The sequence below is a fragment of the Erythrobacter sp. BLCC-B19 genome (assembly GCF_028621955.1).
In the GTDB taxonomy this organism is placed as follows: domain Bacteria; phylum Pseudomonadota; class Alphaproteobacteria; order Sphingomonadales; family Sphingomonadaceae; genus Erythrobacter.
In genome coordinates, this window is the sequence record NZ_CP117516.1 from 1,641,526 (window position 1) to 1,658,332 (window position 16,807).

At 64.2% G+C, this 16,807-nt stretch carries 18 protein-coding genes; 14 read left to right on the forward strand and 4 right to left on the reverse strand.

Annotated elements, in window-relative coordinates; translation table 11 throughout:
* The first annotated feature begins 123 nt into the window (after positions 1-123).
* From PS060_RS07670 to PS060_RS07720, 11 genes are all read left to right on the forward strand, one after another.
* Complete coding sequence (locus PS060_RS07670) at positions 124-1,632, forward strand: DUF2779 domain-containing protein (protein WP_273986621.1); 1,509 nt, start codon at positions 124-126, stop codon at positions 1,630-1,632.
* A 76-nt stretch (positions 1,633-1,708) separates the two neighbouring features.
* A complete protein-coding gene (locus PS060_RS07675) occupies positions 1,709-5,068 on the forward strand; it encodes an AAA family ATPase (RefSeq protein ID WP_273986622.1) in 3,360 nt (1,119 codons plus the stop codon).
* On the forward strand, positions 5,065-5,808 hold the full coding sequence (locus tag PS060_RS07680) for a PGN_0703 family putative restriction endonuclease (RefSeq protein ID WP_273986623.1): 744 nt from the start codon (positions 5,065-5,067) through the stop codon (positions 5,806-5,808). The genes PS060_RS07675 and PS060_RS07680 overlap by 4 nt, the downstream gene beginning before the upstream one ends.
* The gene (locus PS060_RS07685) at positions 5,805-7,154 is read left to right on the forward strand and encodes an McrC family protein (protein WP_273986624.1); all 1,350 of its coding nucleotides are present in this window, start codon (positions 5,805-5,807) and stop codon (positions 7,152-7,154) included. Before PS060_RS07680 ends, PS060_RS07685 begins: the two co-directional genes overlap by 4 nt.
* Positions 7,144-8,121: a helix-turn-helix transcriptional regulator gene (locus PS060_RS07690; protein ID WP_273986625.1), complete on the forward strand. Its 978-nt coding sequence runs from the start codon at positions 7,144-7,146 to the stop codon at positions 8,119-8,121. The genes PS060_RS07685 and PS060_RS07690 overlap by 11 nt, the downstream gene beginning before the upstream one ends.
* Before the next feature lie 69 nt (positions 8,122-8,190).
* Positions 8,191-8,862, forward strand: a complete 672-nt coding sequence (locus tag PS060_RS07695) for a DEAD/DEAH box helicase (protein ID WP_273986626.1) — start codon at positions 8,191-8,193, stop codon at positions 8,860-8,862.
* The gene (locus tag PS060_RS07700) at positions 8,810-9,379 is read left to right on the forward strand and encodes an HNH endonuclease (protein WP_273986628.1); all 570 of its coding nucleotides are present in this window, start codon (positions 8,810-8,812) and stop codon (positions 9,377-9,379) included. The genes PS060_RS07695 and PS060_RS07700 overlap by 53 nt, the downstream gene beginning before the upstream one ends.
* Before the next feature lie 563 nt (positions 9,380-9,942).
* Positions 9,943-10,095: a hypothetical protein gene (locus PS060_RS07705; RefSeq protein ID WP_273986630.1), complete on the forward strand. Its 153-nt coding sequence runs from the start codon at positions 9,943-9,945 to the stop codon at positions 10,093-10,095.
* 202 nt (positions 10,096-10,297) lie between these two features.
* The gene (gene secE, locus PS060_RS07710) at positions 10,298-10,540 is read left to right on the forward strand and encodes a preprotein translocase subunit SecE (RefSeq protein WP_273986631.1); all 243 of its coding nucleotides are present in this window, start codon (positions 10,298-10,300) and stop codon (positions 10,538-10,540) included.
* 54 nt (positions 10,541-10,594) lie between these two features.
* The gene (gene nusG, locus PS060_RS07715; protein WP_273986632.1) at positions 10,595-11,131 is read left to right on the forward strand and encodes a transcription termination/antitermination protein NusG; all 537 of its coding nucleotides are present in this window, start codon (positions 10,595-10,597) and stop codon (positions 11,129-11,131) included.
* Between the two features lie 148 nt (positions 11,132-11,279).
* On the forward strand, positions 11,280-11,462 hold the full coding sequence (locus PS060_RS07720) for a hypothetical protein (RefSeq protein WP_273986633.1): 183 nt from the start codon (positions 11,280-11,282) through the stop codon (positions 11,460-11,462).
* A 2-nt stretch (positions 11,463-11,464) separates the two neighbouring features.
* Here the strand turns inward: PS060_RS07720 and PS060_RS07725 are convergent, their stop codons facing one another.
* Positions 11,465-12,124 (reverse strand): PspA/IM30 family protein, encoded by a 660-nt coding sequence (locus PS060_RS07725; protein ID WP_273986634.1) that lies wholly within the window; start codon positions 12,122-12,124, stop codon positions 11,465-11,467.
* A gap of 269 nt (positions 12,125-12,393) precedes the next feature.
* Here PS060_RS07725 and rplK point away from each other — a divergent pair, with 269 nt between their 5' ends.
* From rplK to PS060_RS07740, 3 genes are all read left to right on the forward strand, one after another.
* Positions 12,394-12,825: a 50S ribosomal protein L11 gene (rplK, locus tag PS060_RS07730; RefSeq protein WP_017664542.1), complete on the forward strand. Its 432-nt coding sequence runs from the start codon at positions 12,394-12,396 to the stop codon at positions 12,823-12,825.
* Positions 12,826-12,829: 4 nt separating this feature from the next.
* Positions 12,830-13,522: a 50S ribosomal protein L1 gene (gene rplA / locus PS060_RS07735; protein ID WP_273986636.1), complete on the forward strand. Its 693-nt coding sequence runs from the start codon at positions 12,830-12,832 to the stop codon at positions 13,520-13,522.
* Positions 13,523-13,707: 185 nt separating this feature from the next.
* On the forward strand, positions 13,708-14,010 hold the full coding sequence (locus PS060_RS07740; protein ID WP_273986638.1) for a hypothetical protein: 303 nt from the start codon (positions 13,708-13,710) through the stop codon (positions 14,008-14,010).
* On the opposite strand, the gene PS060_RS07745 is transcribed toward PS060_RS07740, so the two are convergent.
* Genes PS060_RS07745 through PS060_RS07755 form a run of 3 tightly spaced genes read right to left on the reverse strand, consistent with a single transcriptional unit; the run spans position 13,969 to position 16,673 of the window.
* Positions 13,969-14,871, reverse strand: coding sequence for a GNAT family N-acetyltransferase (locus PS060_RS07745; RefSeq protein WP_273986639.1), 903 nt, complete (start codon positions 14,869-14,871; stop codon positions 13,969-13,971). The genes PS060_RS07740 and PS060_RS07745 overlap by 42 nt on opposite strands.
* Positions 14,872-14,873: 2 nt before the next feature.
* Entirely contained in the window at positions 14,874-15,854 is a 981-nt protein-coding gene (locus PS060_RS07750; RefSeq protein WP_273986640.1) for a polysaccharide deacetylase family protein, read from the reverse strand.
* A 57-nt stretch (positions 15,855-15,911) separates the two neighbouring features.
* On the reverse strand, positions 15,912-16,673 hold the full coding sequence (locus PS060_RS07755) for a competence/damage-inducible protein A (RefSeq protein ID WP_273986641.1): 762 nt from the start codon (positions 16,671-16,673) through the stop codon (positions 15,912-15,914).
* Between the last annotated feature and the right edge of the window lie 134 nt (positions 16,674-16,807).

Below are 16,807 nucleotides of genomic sequence, written 5' to 3' on the forward strand. Positions count from 1 at the left end.
GATAAATCTTGTCGGGGCTGTGGTTCTCGAACACTATCGCTCCAGACCGAGCAACGCCGCTCCATTCCGTCACCGAGGAATGAATGACCGTTTCTGTCGCATCATCGCTGTAGGAAACGGACCATGATGCAGACTAGCACCGCCACCCGCCGTTTCGGCCTCTCCAAATCGAAGATCACGGCCTTCGAGCAATGTCCCAAGAAGCTATGGCTTGCGACGCATCGCCCTGAGCTCGCCGAGCAGGACGAGGGCGCCGAAGCGCGCTTTGCGACCGGTAATGCCGTTGGTGAGATCGCCTGTGCGCTTCATCCAGGCGGTGTGATGGTCGATCCGCCGTCTCTTTCCGAGGCGCTGGCCAAGACCTCCTCTCTCATTGCAGGCGGGCATCCCGGCCCAATCTTCGAAGCGACCTTCGAACATGACGGTGTGCTGGTGCGCGTCGATGTGCTCGAAAAGGTCGAAGGCGGGGGCTGGGTAGCTGCCGAGGTCAAGAGCTCGGGCAAGGTCAAGGACTACCACCGCGGCGATCTCGCTACGCAGGTCTGGGTAATGCGCGAGGCGGGGATCGAACTGAAACGCGCCGCCATCCGCCATATCGACACAACCTTCGTCCTCACCCGAGAGGGTGATTATGCCGGGCTGTTCACCGATGCCGATCTGCTCGCCGATCTGGAGGGGACCATTGCCACCCGCCCGGCGTTGGTTGCTGAGGCGCGCGCTACGCTGTCCGGCGAGGAACCCGAGCGCGAGATGGGCGATCATTGCAGCGCGCCCTTCGCGTGCGAGTTCGCTGCCTATTGCAGCCGCGACCTCCCGCAGGGCCCGGAATGGCCCGTGACTTTGCTCCCCTACGGCGGCGGCAAGCGCTGGCTGGAGCGCGGAGTCGAGGATTTGCTCGATCTCGCCGAAGCCGACCTCAACGACCGCCACGCCCGCATCCTTGCCGCGACCCGCGACGGCATCCCGTTTCACGACGCGGAAGGTGCGCGCAAAGCGATGGCGGGATGGGGCTGGCCGCGCGCCTGGCTCGATTTCGAGACTGTCGCTGCTGCGGTTCCGCGCTGGGTCGGCACGCGCCCATATCAGCAGATCCCGTTCCAGTTCTCGCTCCACCTCGAGCGGCGCGGCGGTCGCATGACGCACCACGAATTCCTGAGCTGCGACGGCACCGATCCGCGCCGGGCCTGTGCTGAGGCGTTGGTGGAGCACATCCCCGCGGGCGCGACGATCATTGCGTATAACGCGGCCTTCGAGCGCAGCGTGTTGCGCGATCTGGCAGCTTCGTTCCCCGATCTCGCCCCGCGTCTCGAAGTTATGGCGGAGGCGACCGTCGATCTGCTGCCTGTCGCTCGCAACCATTGGTACCACCGCGACCAGCGTGGGAGCTGGTCGATCAAGGCGGTGCTCCCGACGATTGCCGCTGAACTCGATTACGGCGCGCTCGAAGTAAAGGACGGGGGCGATGCGCAGGCGGCATGGTTCGAAGCTGCCGATCCGGCGTGCGATCCGCTGCGGCGGGAGGCGCTGGAAGAGGCGCTCAAAGCCTATTGCGCGCGCGACACTTGGGCGATGGTTGCGGTGGCGCGGGCGCTTGGAGGACGCCAGCCTGCTCAGCAGGCCTTGTTGCCATAGCTACTGTGACCTTAAGAAAGCTTCTGAAGATCTGTGGCTTGGCAATTGGCTCGCGCGGAATGGCAAGGAGGAACGGTTGAGGGAAGAAGAATTTCGGAGCTGGCTCGAGGCAAACGGCGCGAACACGCAAGCTGGACGCAATACACGTGTCTATGCGGTAAAAACGATTGAGCGCAAGCTATCGGAACTGGGCTTCGATTATGCTGATCTCGAAGTGGCGTGGAAGGCTCATAGCTTTGAAGACATTCGCGAGGAAATCTCTCGCATCCGTGCCGATTTCGTCGCAGGAGGCGAGCGCTACCGAATTCTGATGCCAGAGTCCGAAGCACCACATAATCGCCTGTCCAGTTGGCGGAGCTGGTTGGGGCAATACGGCCGGTTCCTTGAGGAGACAGATCAGACCAGCATTGCGGAGCAGATCCGCCAGCACGTTCTACGCGCTCACATCGCCCCGGCACGTCTGGAAGGAGCCTCAACGATTGAGATCATCTCGGGAGACGTGCACCGCGAGATGGGGCTTGCGAACGCCATGCCCATTGTTTGCTCGGCACTTGAGGGGAAGCGCTTTGCTGCGGTCGCCGGCGTGACCTTGCTCGAGCGCCACAGCCCAATCGGCAGCGACAAGCCGAGCTCTACCATCCGATACCGATTTGGACTTGATGAGCGAAGCGAGACAGTGCTCGATCGTGCAGCGCTAGATCGGTTGAAGTCCCGATTTCTTAAGAAATTTCATGACTTCGTCAGCTTCGATGATAGTCCAGAGTTCGCTGCGACGGAGGGCGACTACAAGGCTGCGATTGCGTCAGAAGCGCAAAGCCTGCTCACAGTAATGGCAGACGGAAGCGAGCAAGATCTCGGTGCCGCGCTGATCGAATTGCTGGCAGGTCGTGCCGGTTTGCCTTGCAACCTGATTGACTGGCGGGCTCAGAAGGTAATCGACGAGGTCCGCGCAGAGCATCCCGGCCTTGCGGAGCGGGCGACCGCTCGCCTTGCGCGTGCCGAGAATGGGGGCGAAGCGATCTTTGCCTATCTTGATGCTCTATGGCCGGCCATGTCTGATGGGCGGGCGAGCAAGCCCTATGCCGAAAGCCGTATGTTCCCGACCATGCTTCGCGCGCTGATCGAGCCTGACGAAATTCTCCCGATCCGCTCGAGTCCGACCGACTTCGCCTTGAAACTTCTCACCAATGAAGCTGGTTTCGCTTATGCTCCTTTGTCGCGCGGGGAGCTCGCACGCGTGAATTCCATGGCACGTGAGATATTCCGGATCATGGACGATGAATGGGGGTGGCATCCACGCGACATGTGGGATGTGCAGGGTTTTCTTTGGGTCACCTGCCGGGAAGCCTTCGGCAAAACCCAACCAGTCGCCCCCGCCACAGTTTGGATGGTCACTTCGCTGTGGGGGCAGGAAGACGGGTTGCCACGCTTTATCGAGCGGGCCGAATGGAGCCTGCTCACTGACACCGGCAGCGCGAACAACCGCCGCGTCCGCGAGATGCAGGTCGGCGACCGGATTTTCCTCAAGGACTTCGTGCCCCGCGCCCGCGATCTACCTTTCGATGTCGGGACGGGGATTGTCACCGCGCTGCGTTTCCGCGCCGAGGGCACCATCACTGAGATAAGTGAGGATGGCCTCCGTGTCGGTGTCGACTGGCAGGTGTTGCCGGAACCGCGCACCTGGTTCTTCTACACCAACAACGACGCGGTCTGGAAGCTGCGCGAGCCCGGCGACAGCGTTTACGCCGATCAGTTGCGGCGGTTCCTGCTCGATGGCGAGCCTCAAGACCACGCCCTGTTTCTGAACGATCCCTTCTGGCGCGACCGGCTGTTCGGTGCCGGTGCAAGCGACGAGATGCCGACCATGCAACCCACGAACCTCATCCTCTATGGCCCGCCGGGAACGGGCAAAACCTACCGTACTGCACTCGAGGCGGTTCGCCTGTGTGACGGTGCGGCGGCCTATCCCGATACGGCCGAGGGCCGTGACGCCTTGATGCTGCGGTACCGTGAACTGGTGGACGCCCGCCAGATCGAAATGGTCACCTTCCACCAAAGCTTCAGCTACGAAGAATTTGTTGAGGGACTGAGGCCAGAAGCTGACGGCACGAGCGAGACTGGCGGCTTCAACCTCAAGCCCGAGAGCGGTGTCTTCGCTCGGATTGCCGAAAGAGCACAGATGCGAGTGAAGCGCGGCGCCGAGCGCGTCGCGCTCGATGATCGCGCCATATTCAAGATGTCGCTGGGCCAGTCGAACGATCCGCACAGTGCCTGGGTCTTCGAGGACTCGCTTGAACAAGGCTATGCGATCTTCGGGTTCAGGGACGTTGATTGGAGCGATCCGCGGTTTGCCAATCGCGACGCCATCTTTGCCGAACTGGAGGCCCGATTCCCGGATGAACGCATCACTTCCCAGATGGGCATGGTGAAGTCCCCCGACCGCTTTCGCAATCAGTTGAAGATCGGCGACATTATCGTTGCATCGAAGGGTCTGAATGCCTTCAGGGCGATCGGGATCGTCGAAGGGGACTACGAATATGCGCCGCGCCCGGACGGCCGATACTCGCACCGCCGGAAGGTGGCTTGGCTGTGGAGCGATCCGGACGGCGTACCGGTGGGGGAGCTCAGCCCCGATACACGCTTCAGCCTCGACACGATCTATGAGCTGCCACGAACACGGCTGAACCTGCAGGTCCTCGAGCGCTTGCTCAACAGCGCATCTGATGGCGAGGGCGATATCGGCCAGGACGGCGGTGATCTTTTGCCGCACGTCCTGATCATCGACGAGATCAACCGCGCAAACGTATCCAAGGTGTTCGGCGAGCTGATCACGCTAATCGAACCCGACAAGCGCCTCGGTATGCCGAATGCGCTGAAGGTCCGGCTGCCCTATTCGAAGCGCGAGTTTGGCGTGCCCGCCAACCTCCACATCATCGGCACCATGAACACGGCCGACCGGTCGATTGCCCTGCTCGATACCGCGCTGCGCCGGCGGTTCCGGTTCGAGGAAATGGCGCCCGACACGTCGATCGCGGCCTTCGTCGCTGCGGAGAACTCGACCGGGCTTCCGCTCAGCGACGTCCTCAACACCATGAACCGACGGATCGAATACCTCGTCGACCGCGATCACCGCATAGGTCACGCGTTCTTCATCGGCTGCCAGACCAAGGCTGACGCTGATGCGGTGATGCGCGACAAGGTGATCCCGCTCCTGCAGGAGTACTTCTTCGACGACTGGAACCGGCTCGCAGCCGTGCTAGGCGAGAAGGACAAGGGCTGCAATTTCCTAACCTGCGAGATTATCGAGGATCCGATGGGCGAGGGCGGGGAACCGCTAAAGAGTTGGCGGGTGCGCTCCTACTTCGATGAGGGGGCCTATACCCGGCTCGTGTCCGCGCGCGCCGCATCGTCCTCCGATCTGGAGGACCAAGCTTGAGCGGGGCGCAGCCGATCTTTCTGCCCGGCGTGCCCGAGGATAAGGTGCGCGCAATCTATGGGCGTGCTGCGGGCAACGAGATCGCCAGCGGCAAGTTCGCCAGCCCGCAGAGCAGTGCGGCCTTGGCAGCGAATGGCTTTGGGTGGTTTCTGGACCGGCCCGGTGATTGCCCGTTCTTCCCACCCGTCGCAGACCTTGGCGGCCCTGTCACCGTCGTGGAGATCGAGCGCGAACTGCGCTTCCCTTGGAGCGGCGGGCGTCATCCGTGGCTCGATGCGGTGGTGTGGACCGAGACCCACCTGATTGGCATCGAGTCCAAGCGCTACGAGCCCTATCGCGACAGCAAGGTTGCAGAGCTGGCCGAGGCCTATGACCGCGATGTTTGGGGTGAGGGCATGCAGGGCTGGTGCGCCATGCGCGACCTGCTGCGGGCCGAACCTCGGCGCTACAAGCATCTCGATGCCGCGCAGCTGGTGAAGCACGCGCTCGGCCTTGCAACCGAAAGCTCTCGGTCGGGCCTGTCGCCCGTGCTGGTCTATCTCTACGCCGAGCCGCTGGATGCTTGCCGCAATCCACAGGAAGCTTTCCTCGCCCACCGCCGCGAGATCGAGGACTTTCACGGCATCGTCGCAGGCAATCGGGTGCGCTTCGCTGCCTGCTCCTGGCGCGGGTGGCTGGCCTGCTTCACCGGAGAGGCGGCCGACCACGCTCGCGCGGTGCATGAGGTCTTCGCGCCGTGACGCACCTGACGATCCACGAGTGGGGGCACGCCAAGTTCGGCGAGCGCGGACTGACCCGCGAGCACGCCCATGCGCTCCATGCCGCTGCCTGTGAGCACCCGCTGGCGCATGATGATGCGACCAATATCCTCGTCCTTGGCCGTGACAGGATCATTGCCCGCCAGATGGTGGGGATGGTCTCGGCCAAGGGATGCAGCCTCGAGATCCTGCCGAAGGTCGATCCTGACACTGCGCTTGGGGAACCCGAGGGCAAGGTCCGCGATCGGCTCGTGCGGATGCTCGACGTGGCGCTCGGCCTCAACCTCGATATCGGGGCCGAAGCCGCCATCGCGCGGCAGAAGAATACCCTCCTTGAAATCCTGATCGATGCCTTTGCCACGCGGCTGCTCGCCGAGGTGAGGCGCGGCCTGCCGCGGGCCTATCGTCAATGCGAGGAGGACCTCTCTGCCCTGCGCGGCCGGCTTGATGTGACCCGCCAGTTCACCCGGAATGCGGTGCGCCCCGACCGGCTCGCCTGCCGCTTCGATCAGTTGGAGGCGGACACGCCGTTGATGCGGATCATGGCGGCAGCGACCGTGTTCCTTGCGCGTCACACGCGCTCGCTCGGCACCCGGCGCAAGCTCGACGAACTTCGTCATGCCTTGGCTGATATCCCGTTGATGCCTATCACGCGACTACCGTGGCAAGCTGTGCGGATCGATCGCACCAATCGGCGCTGGGAGGCGCTGTTCCGGCTCGCCCGCCTGCTGCTCCAGCGCGACTGGCAGGCCACGCATCATCAGACCAAGGCCCCCGAGGGTCTGACCCTGCTGTTCCCGATGAACGACCTGTTTGAGAAATACATCGCGGTGCTACTCCGCCGGGCGCTGGTGGGGAGCGGGATCGAGGTGATCGACCAGGGCGGCCACCGCGCCTGCCTTGGCACCTTCACCGGTGCGCATCTCGAAAGCGGCGAGGTGTTCCGCACCAAGCCCGATATCATGCTACGGCGTGGCCGGGAGATCGTGGCCATCATCGACACCAAGTGGAAGAAGCTGAGCCTCGACCCGCTCGACCGCAAGCACGGGGTGAGCCAGTCCGATGTCTATCAGCTGATGGCCTACGCCCGGCTTTACCGCACGGCTGAGCTGATGCTGCTCTATCCGGGTCTGCCGGGGCAGGGCTGCGCCGAGCGTGCACAGTTCGGCATGGCCGGCGGCAGCGAGCGGCTCAGGATCGCGACGGCGGACGTCTCGCTGGACGAGAAGGTTCTCGTGGAAGCACTCCGCGGGCTGGTCATGCCGCCCGAGATGATTGCGCCTGTGCCGCCAGTGATGACAGTGGGGTACCGCGCTGATGGCACGTAACGCAAAGCTCGACCGGCTGCTGACACTGGTAAAGGCGCTCGGGGAAAGCGCCGAAGGTCTTACGCTCGACGAGATGGCCGCGGTGATCGGCGCCAACCGTCGCACCGCCGAGCGGCTGCGTGATCTCATCCTCGTCCACTTCGATCTCGAGGAAAGCGTCGACGACCGCCACAAGCGTTTTCGCATCCCAGGCGCGCTGCCGTCGCCGTTCACCCAGCCCAATGTCGCCGAGATTGCCGCCCTGCAATCGCTCGCCGATACGGCGCGCAAGGCGGGATCGGCGCAGGCAACGCTGCTCGAAAGTCTTCTCGGCAAGGTGCAGGCGGGGCTCAGGCGCGAAGTGAAAAGCCGCATGGCGCCCGACCTCGATCCGCTTGTCCGCCTTCAGCGACATCATGTCCCCGCTGGTCCGATGATCGAACACTCGCCTGAGACCGTTGCGCAAGTTCAGGGCGCGATGATGGCAGGGATGTGCCTCGAATTCGATTACCTCGCCGATGGTGCAGTGGAGCCGAAGTGGCGACGGGTTATTCCGCTCGGCCTCATCCACGGGCCTGCGACCTACCTGATCGGCAAGATTCCGGGCCGTGATCTGGAGCCAGCACCCTATCGCCTCGATCGGATCACCGAAGCGCGGGTCAGCAATCAGCCCGGCGCGGCGGGCGAGGATTGGGACCTCGATGAGTGGATGAGCGCAAGCTTCGGCATCTGGCGCGAGGAGGGACACGACATCGTCCTGCGCGTTGCTCCCGAAAGCGCGCAGCGCGCGCGCAATTGGCGTTTCCATCCGCTGCAGGTGATCGAGCAGGACGGCAAGGAGCTGGTCGTGCGCTTCAATTCCGGCGGCCTGCGCGAGATCGCCGAGCACCTCTTCACTTGGGGTGGCGAGGTGAGGATCGATGGGCCGGAGGAGTTGCGCGCTATGATGCGCGAAAGGCTGTCTGCCGCGGGCCGGGCCGTGGTCTAGTTATCCCAGATTACTCGCTGCAATTCGCGCAATGGCGGCTATGATGGTCAAAGTACTCAAGGGGTTGTCATGAACGTTTTCGAACTCGATGCTGATCTGATCGCCAGATACGAGAAGTTCACGCGTTCGTTCACCTCGATCCGCGCTGAAGATCTGCGCAGCCAGATTGATGCCGTCTATGAGGGGGGCAAATTCTGGCCCGAGCCTCTGATCGGGCTCAACCCGGAATTCAAGCGCGGGCGTTCGATCGCCGAACTTGCCCGGCAGGGTGTGGTCGACCGCGATCTCGAGACCGTCTTCTCGCTTGGCTCTCCTCGCACCCCAATCAGCTTGCACCTGCATCAGGAGCAGGCGCTGATGAAGGCGCTGCAAAGCCGCAACTACATTGTCACGACCGGTACCGGTTCGGGCAAATCGCTTTGCTTCTTCGTGCCCATCATCAACCGCATCCTTGCCGCGCGGCGCGCGGGCGAGCCGCGCCGGACACGCGCGATCGTCATCTATCCTATGCCTCACTACAGAGCCGCACCGCTGGGCATGGTTCCACGAGCCGCAGATCACCGGCGGCTTCGTGCATTTTCTGACCGAAGGTTCGCGGACGCGGAGGTTCGGGCGTGCGGAGGCCTTTGTCCGGGCGGCATTCAACGTTGCAGGCCGCTCCGCGAGTTTCCTCGATCAGCTTCGGATAATGGACATCACGGCTGCGGCGGAGCACCCTGTCGAAGAAGGCGGGCGGATTGATATTCTGGTGGAACTTGAGCTGGAAGACGGCTCGATGGCTGGCGTCGTGATCGAGGCCAAGCTGTGCGCCGATCTCAGCCCGACGCAACTGAAGAACTATCACGTGCACGCGCGCGGACGGGATGGCTGGCATGAGGATCGATGGGCCCTGCTGATCGTCGCGCCCCAGGGCTATTTCCGCCGGGCATTGCTGGACTATTGGGGCGGGGGCTGCCCGCTCACCGGCATCAGCGATGAGCCGCTTCTCCGGGCAAGCCACATCGTTCCGTGGGCAGAATGTCGCAGTGATGAAGAGCGATTAGATGTCTTCAACGGACTGCTGCTAGCTGCGCATTGGGATGCAGCGTTCGATCGGGGCCTCGTGAGTTTCGACGATGAAGGGCACGCGCTGGTTAAGCCGATGCTGAGCGAAGCCGCTCTAGCCCTGCTGGAACCGGAGCGCGTCCGACCGCTGCCGCTCGATGACGCGCATCGACGCCAGCTTGCATGGCATCGTGAGCGGTTCGGCTTCAATTGATAGAGTTCTGGCTCAACTCTGCCGCCCCTTCCTCGCTGGCCTGTGCGATACACCGTCATCCATAAGGCGTTGAACAGCTTGGCATCGTAGCGGAATTACTGCCCACGCTGATGGTGTGGCAGCTGCACTGCGCTATGTTGTCAGCGGTTTTGCCCTGGCCTTTTGTGCGGCGCGAAGGCGCTTCGGGAGCAACCTAACCGGGAAGGGCACCAGATGCGAGGTCACTTTGGGGATCGCCTTTGTCGCGTCCCGTAAAAGCTCTACGTGCCTCTTTGAATACCGACCTTGGGTTTCGTTCGAAAGCTTATGGCCGGCGAAATCTGCTCTGATCTCGGGCGAGACCCCTGCGCCCTTCATGCTGTCAACGACGGTATGGCGGAACGAATGCGTCGCTTGTCCGGATATCAGGAAGGGCAATGCCTTCCTGATATAATCCCAGAACCTTCTCTGCCTTCTCCGCTGAGCCTTGTGGCCTTTTACCGAGGTGCCGTTCATCCTATCGCAAGGCGAGCCGTGTATTCCTGTCGACGAAACGAGTTCGAGCCCTTGCACAGGAGACCAGGATGAGCGCCTATACCTTCCGTTCCTCGCGTCCCGATCATTGGGTCAGCCCGCGTCCGACCCGCGATCCGGCGCGGCGCATGGCGATTCACGGGCCGCTGCGGCCGATGCAGGCCGAGCCGGGCCTGATTGCCCGCCTTTTCGGGTTGCACTGAGGCCTGCAAGGGGCTGCGGCGCGCTGCGCCTTGGCCCCAAGCATTCTTGCATTCGCCCCGCCCAGCGCGTAAGGGGCTTTCGTCTTTTCCGACATCGGCAGATCATCCAGCCCCTCCGGCGACCTTGTCCCGGGCGGCGCGGGCCCCTACCTGAAAGCCGACCGGCAAGACCACAGGCATTACGCGAAGGATACGGGCTGACATGGCCGACAAGATGATCGCTCCCAAGGACGGGGCAGAAGAAAAGAAGCGCAAGACCTCGCCCGGCGAGTTCTTCAATCAGGTGCGCGCCGAGACGAACAAGATCGTCTGGCCGACCCGCGAAGAAACCGTGCGCACCGCGATCTTCGTGTTCATCTTCATGGTGATCCTGTCGGTCTTCTTCCTCGGCGTGGACAGCCTGTTCGGCCTGATCGTGAAGGCGCTGATCGGCCTGCTGCAATAAGCTGGCGCAGCGCCTGGCGCTGCCCGCAACACTCTCTTTCTCCAAGGATTTCCCATGGCTCGCTGGTACATCACTCACGCTTATTCCGGTTTCGAGAACAAGGTGCGCGACGCGATCATTTCCGAGGCCGAGCGCCTTGGCCTGTCCGAAGGCGTCGAGGAAGTGCAGGTTCCGACCGAAACCGTGACCGAAGTGAAGCGCGGCAAGAAGGTGCAGGTCGAACGCAAGTTCATGCCCGGCTACGTGCTCGCCAAGCTGAACATGACCGACGACATCTACCACCTGGTCAAGAACACCCCCAAGGTGACCGGCTTCCTCGGTTCGGGCAACAAGCCGCAGGCGATTTCCGAACGTGAAGCGGCGCGCTATTTCGGCGGCGTCGAAGAAGCCAAGGCGACCCCCAAGCGCGACATCAGCGTCGATTACGAGATTGGCGATTCGGTCAAGGTGCTCGACGGCCCGTTCGCCAGCTTCAACGGGATCGTGGAAGAGCTCGATTTCGACAAGGCCAAGGTCAAGGTCAGCGTGTCGATCTTCGGCCGCGCCACCCCGGTGGAGCTCGATTTCGAGCACGTCGAATTGTCGAAGTAATGATGCCTTGTTGGCGTGCCCGCCTCCGCGGGCACGTCCTCGGCGCTGTTTCTGGCGCTGCGCGCCAGAGCACCTGCGGGCGGCCGGTCGGCCTTGCGGCTTCTGGCGAAGCCGAACAGCCGCTTCGCTTTCCGGCGGCGCTCTTTTCGTGAAAACCCGCCCCGGCATCTGCCAGAAGAAGCGCCGCTTTGCGTCCCGTGAGGAGGCCGAGCAGGTCGCCGTGCGCGCGGATGTGACCTTGCGCGCCTACAAGTGCGCGCTGTGCAAGGCGTTCCACCTCACCAGCCGCACCAAGGGGCTGCGGGTGCCGCGTGCGGTGCCCGAGGGCTAGAGTTAGCGCTTCTTGCCGGCGGCCTTCTTGGCAGGCGCGCTGCCAGCCTTGAGCGCCGCCAGCTCCGCCTCGATCGCACTCGCCTTCTGAAGTTCGGCGATTTCCTCGTCGAGCGACGTCGGCGAAGGGGTTTCGGCGGGCGCATCGGCAAAGCCTGCGCGGCGTTCGAGCGCGTCGATGCGGTCGATCCGCTTGTCGAGCGGGTTGTCGGCGACCGGTGCGGCGGCCTTTTCGGCCTGCGCCAGGTCAGCGATGCGCGCGATGATCGCGGTGCGTTTGGCTTCGAGCGCGGCGATCACATCGGCGGCTTCGGTAATCTGGGCTTCGAGCGCGGCGGCATCCTTGGCGGCGTCGGCGGCCTTGGCGCGTTCGGCCTCGCGGGTGAGCAGCGCGGCGCGGGCGAGATCCTCGCGCTTGTGATCGAGCGCCACCTTGGCCTTTTCCGTCCAGCTTTCCGCGCCTTCGGCCATGCGCGCGGCCGCATCCGAAAGCCGCGCCTGCTGGCGCCGCGCCTTGGCGGCATCGCCGTGGAGCGTAATCAGGGTTTCCTCGATCTCCGATTGCAGCAGCCGCAGCATCTTGCGCTGATCGCCCGCCTTGCTGACGAGCGTGTCGACATTGCTCGAAACGATTTCACGCACACGGATAGCAATGGTGATCATGGATTGGCCCCGCAAAAGCAAAGGGGGGTGACGTAGCACGGCGCGGTTAACGATTGAAGATGCGCCGAAAAATATACCGCGCCGCGCGCCGCGATGCGCAGAGGTTGCTTTTTGGCGCGCTTGCCTCTAACCGCGCGCCTTCGCCCGGGCAGAGCTCCGGGTGATTCCGTGCGGGAGCTGCGGCATTGCACTAAGCCGCGGCGCTTGACCGCTTAACATGAGCCGGGTTGGAAACAGTCCGGCAAGAGTGCGAACAGGAGCAAGGCCTCATGGCCAAGAAGATTGAAGGCTATATCAAGCTGCAGGTGCCCGCGGGCTCTGCCACCCCCTCGCCGCCGATCGGCCCGGCGCTGGGTCAGCGCGGCGTGAACATCATGGAATTCTGCAAGGCGTTCAACGCCGCCACGCAGGAAATGGAAAAGGGTATGCCGATCCCGACGGTCATCACCGTCTACGGCGACCGTTCCTTCACCTTCGTCACCAAGACCGCGCCGGCGACCTACTTCATCAAGAAGGCCGCCAACCTCAAGTCGGGCTCGAAGGAGCCGGGCAAGGTCTCGGCCGGAACCATCAAGACCTCGCAGCTGCGCGAAATCGCCGAAGCCAAGATGGCCGATCTGAACGCAAACGACATCGATCAGGCGATCAAGATCATCGCCGGCTCGGCCCGCTCGATGGGCCTCGAAGTGGTGGAGGGCTAAGCACATGACCAAGATCACCAAGAAGGCGAAGATCCTCGCCAGCCTCGATCGCGAAAAGCTCTACAACTTCGAAGAAGCGCTGAGCGTGCTGCGTCAGTTCAAGGGCAAGTTCGACGAAACCGTCGAAGTCGCCATGAACCTCGGCGTCGATCCGCGTCACGCCGACCAGATGGTGCGCGGCATGGTGTCGCTGCCCTCGGGCACCGGCAAGGACGTGAAGGTCGCGGTGTTCGCCCGCGGCGAGAATGCTGAAAAGGCGCTCGCTGCCGGTGCCGACAAGGTCGGGGCCGAAGACCTCATGGAAGACATGATGGCCGGCAACCTCGATTACGGCCGCGTCATCGCCTCGCCCGACATGATGGGCGTGGTCGGCCGTCTCGGCAAGATCCTCGGCCCCAAGGGCCTGATGCCGAACCCCAAGCTGGGCACCGTGACCCCGAACGTGGCGCAGGCCGTCAAGGACGCCAAGAGCGGCCAGGTCGAGTTCCGCGTCGAAAAGCAGGGCATCATCCACTCGGGGATCGGCAAGCTCAGCTTCTCGGACGACGCGCTGAAGGCGAACTTCAAGGCGCTGACCGACGCGGTGGTGAAGTCGAAGCCCTCGGGCGCCAAGGGCAAGTATGTCCGCAAGGTCTCGCTGACCTCGTCGATGGGCCCGGGCCTCAAGGTCGACCTGTCGGAAGTGGAAGGCGCGTAAGCCGCTTCCCGCCGATCCGGTCAACGGATAGAGAGGGGTCGGAAGCCAGGTGCTTCCGGCCCCTTTTCCTTTGCGACATAAGTCATTCGGACCCCTTGTCTTACCCGCGCGTTGTCCCATCTGACAGGGGAGCGCGCGGCCCCTCTCCTCCCCTTTCTCCCGCGCGCTTGTGATGAGGTTTGTCGATGGTCGCTCCTTCCGATGATGGCTTGCCGGTCAGCCCCAAGTGGCTCGTCGCCGCGATGGCGCTGGGCGTTGAAGGCCTGCTGCTGAGCTACGACCTGCGCCTAGGCCTGGCAGGCAGCGCGGTGCTGGGCGTGGTGGTGGCGGTGTGGCTCTATGTGGCGCTGCGCTACGGATCGCTCAGCGGCACGCCCTCCGAACGCAAGGCCATGGTCGCACGGGTGCGGGCGCAGGAAAGCAACCGGCAGAGCGCAGCCCGCGGCTCAGGCGCGGAGCAGGGCGCGGACCCGTCCCAGCGCCCCTGACCTTTCGGCAAACGCCTTGGCGGCGGTGACACTGGCGTCAAACCCGGCGCGCGCGCTCAGCAATGTCCGGTTGGCAAGCGTCGGTTCGAGCAGGACGAGGCTGGTGCAGGCCGCGCTATGCGTGCCGAACATCGCCTTGTGCGCGCCTTCGCCCTCGGTGAAGTCGAACCAGCGATAGCGCTGTTCGGCAAACAACCGTTCGAGCGCGTCCATCTGGAGCACGGTGCCGACCGACAGCCGCGCCCAGTCCGGATCATAGCCGAGGTGGGCATAGACCAGCGTTGCGCCCGTCACCGGGAGCGAGAGGTAGGCGACAGGCGCGCCGCCTGCGTGGAGCAGATAGGCGCGCATCCGGTCAGCCTCGGCCGCCTCCAGCATGGCGCGGCGCGCGGCAGGGCTATCGGGCAGGCCCGCATCGAGCAGCCGCGCCTGATAGGTGCGCGCCGACAAAGGCAGGGCAGCAGCGACGAAGGCCTCGATTTCAGCGGGGGTGCGGTGTTCGGTGACGGTGTAGCCGCCCGGCGTCTCGTCGGCGAGCTTCCTTGCCTTGCGCCGCAGGGTCGAGCGGGTCTTGCCCGAAAACTGCGCCATGTAGTCGTCGAAGGACTGGCCCATGTCGATGTAGTGGCGACGGTAATCCTGCCGCCCGCCCGCGATAAAGCCGGGATAGCGCGCGGTCACGGCGGCCAGCTGATCGGTGGGGGCCGAGAGCACCCGTACCCCGTCCGGCCCACTGGGCGATGGCGGGGGAAGGGCACCGGCCAGCACGTCTTCGAGCGTGAAGGCCCAGGTCGTCAGCTGGCGCGGCACGCTCAGCAGGCGGCGCGAGCCGATGGTGAAGTCGATGGCCGCGCCCGACACGCTCACAGCGCTCCGTAAAGGGTGTTGGAGACGAACTGCTCGGCCATGCGCCGCCCGGTGCGCAGCGCGCTTGGCGGGAGCGGCTGACTGATCCGGTCAGCGCAAGGCACGGCGGGCGGGGCGTCGGCATAGGTCGCGGTCGTCACGCCGGGCATCGCGGCCAGCGCCTTGACGAGGCCGGTAAAGCGGTGGCGCACCACGCGGTTGGCTGCCAGCTTGCGGCGGTTGATCAGTTCGAAGGAGTGGCTGACGAGCGTGAAGCTCTCGCGCCCTTCATCGCGGGCATGGGCGATCGCGGCGAGCATTTCGCCAAGCGACAGGGCGGTGATCTGCGCGTGGCGCTGCCCGCCGCCCATAGCGCCGATGGAGCCGACGGGGACTTCGATCACGCCCATGTGCGCCAGCGGATCGTGCACCTCGGCACCAAGGCTGATGCGACACGCGCTGGCGCCGACCAGCGCGGGGCAGTGGCTGGTGTCATAGGCGATGTCGAGCGCCGCGAGCGCGCGCAGGGTGTTGTCGTCCGCGCCGTAATTGCCCGCCCGGAAGGCGACCGGGGCAGGCGCACCGGCCGCCATCAGCGTGGTGCGGGCGTAGTCGAGGATCGCGCATTGATCCTCGAAGGTGAAATCGGCGAGGTTGTGCCCCGTCGCGCCGGAGGGCAGCGGATTGGCCGCGCCTGCCAGTCCCAGCCACTCGGTATGGCAATGGAGCTGCACGTCCTGCCCGGCGGCGATGATGGGCGCGACGATATCCTCGATCGCGGCCACGCCCCAGACGAGGGCTGGCATGGGATCGACGAAGAACACCGCCTTCTGCCCGTGGCGGCCAAGCAGATCGAGCTTGTGGGCGATCCCGGCCGGGCCTTGCGGGGTGTTGCAGGCAATCGAGCGGGCGAAGTTGTCAGCCCGGTCAGCCGTGCCCGGCCCGGTGTAGAGACCCGAGGAATACTCGGTGTCGATGGTGATGAAGACCCGTGTCATCGCGGGTCGCAGCTTAGGGCAAGAGGGTTAAGACCGGGTGATGATGTCTCCCGCCGGTCAAATCCCCCCGGCGGTGGTTTCGTAGCCGAGCGCCGCAAGGCCGTCGGTCACGCTGTCGCAGCAGGCCTTGAGCGCTTCGGCACTGACCGAACGAACCACGAAATTCGCGCCCACCCGTCCTTCGCGGAAGAAGGGGTAGGAACCGATCTGGCAGCCCTCGTGCGCGGCCTCGCAGGTGCGCAGCAAGTCGGCGACTTCACTTTCGGCGACCCAGCAGCCGATGGTCTCGGACAGCAGCGGCAGCCCGCCTTCCAGCTCGCCGGTCAGGGCGTCGAGCATCCCGGCGGTAATGTGCGGCACGCCCGCCATCACGAAGATATTGCCGCGCCGGATGCCGGGTGCGCCCGACATCCGGTTGGGGATGAGGTCGGAACCTTCGGGCACCCGCGCCATCCTGAGGCGCCCTTCGTTCAGCCCGCCGCGGGTGGCGTAATAGCGTTCGAGCAGCGCCCGCGCATCCGGATGGATGACCACCGGCACGCCCAGCGCGGCGGCGATGGCGTCGACCGTGATGTCATCATGCGTCGGCCCGATCCCGCCGGTGGTGAAGAGGTAGTCATAGGCAGCGCGCAGGGCGTTGACCGCCTCGACGATCCGGCTCTCCACATCCGGCACCACCCGCACTTCGGCAAGGCGGATGCCCTGCACCTGCAACCAGCTCGCGACCTGCGCGATGTTCTTGTCCTGCGTGCGGCCGGAGAGGATTTCGTCGCCGATGACGACAAGTCCGGCGGTCCAGATCTTTTCGGGAGAGGTCATGGGGCAATGGTTAGGCGAAGCTGAGCCAGAGCAAAAGAGTTTCGTCATTGCGAGCCGGGAAGCAGCGCGGCAATCCACGGGCCAAGGCTGCGGCTGCCCAAACAGCAGGCCATGGATTGCTTCGTCGCCTAAGG

Bases quoted from the DNA above. Each gene is read 5' to 3' on its own strand.
- PS060_RS07670 (WP_273986621.1), top strand. From the start codon at position 124: ATGATGCAGACTAGCACCGCCACCCGCCGTTTCGGCCTCTCCAAATCG.
- PS060_RS07690 (WP_273986625.1), top strand. From the start codon at position 7,144: ATGGCACGTAACGCAAAGCTCGACCGGCTGCTGACACTGGTAAAGGCG.
- PS060_RS07695 (WP_273986626.1), top strand. From the start codon at position 8,191: ATGAACGTTTTCGAACTCGATGCTGATCTGATCGCCAGATACGAGAAG.
- PS060_RS07700 (WP_273986628.1), top strand. From the start codon at position 8,810: ATGGACATCACGGCTGCGGCGGAGCACCCTGTCGAAGAAGGCGGGCGG.
- PS060_RS07705 (WP_273986630.1), top strand. From the start codon at position 9,943: ATGAGCGCCTATACCTTCCGTTCCTCGCGTCCCGATCATTGGGTCAGC.
- secE (WP_273986631.1), top strand. From the start codon at position 10,298: ATGGCCGACAAGATGATCGCTCCCAAGGACGGGGCAGAAGAAAAGAAG.
- nusG (WP_273986632.1), top strand. From the start codon at position 10,595: ATGGCTCGCTGGTACATCACTCACGCTTATTCCGGTTTCGAGAACAAG.
- PS060_RS07725 (WP_273986634.1), bottom strand. From the start codon at position 12,124: ATGATCACCATTGCTATCCGTGTGCGTGAAATCGTTTCGAGCAATGTC.
- rplK (WP_017664542.1), top strand. From the start codon at position 12,394: ATGGCCAAGAAGATTGAAGGCTATATCAAGCTGCAGGTGCCCGCGGGC.
- rplA (WP_273986636.1), top strand. From the start codon at position 12,830: ATGACCAAGATCACCAAGAAGGCGAAGATCCTCGCCAGCCTCGATCGC.
- PS060_RS07740 (WP_273986638.1), top strand. From the start codon at position 13,708: ATGGTCGCTCCTTCCGATGATGGCTTGCCGGTCAGCCCCAAGTGGCTC.
- PS060_RS07750 (WP_273986640.1), bottom strand. From the start codon at position 15,854: ATGACACGGGTCTTCATCACCATCGACACCGAGTATTCCTCGGGTCTC.
- PS060_RS07755 (WP_273986641.1), bottom strand. From the start codon at position 16,673: ATGACCTCTCCCGAAAAGATCTGGACCGCCGGACTTGTCGTCATCGGC.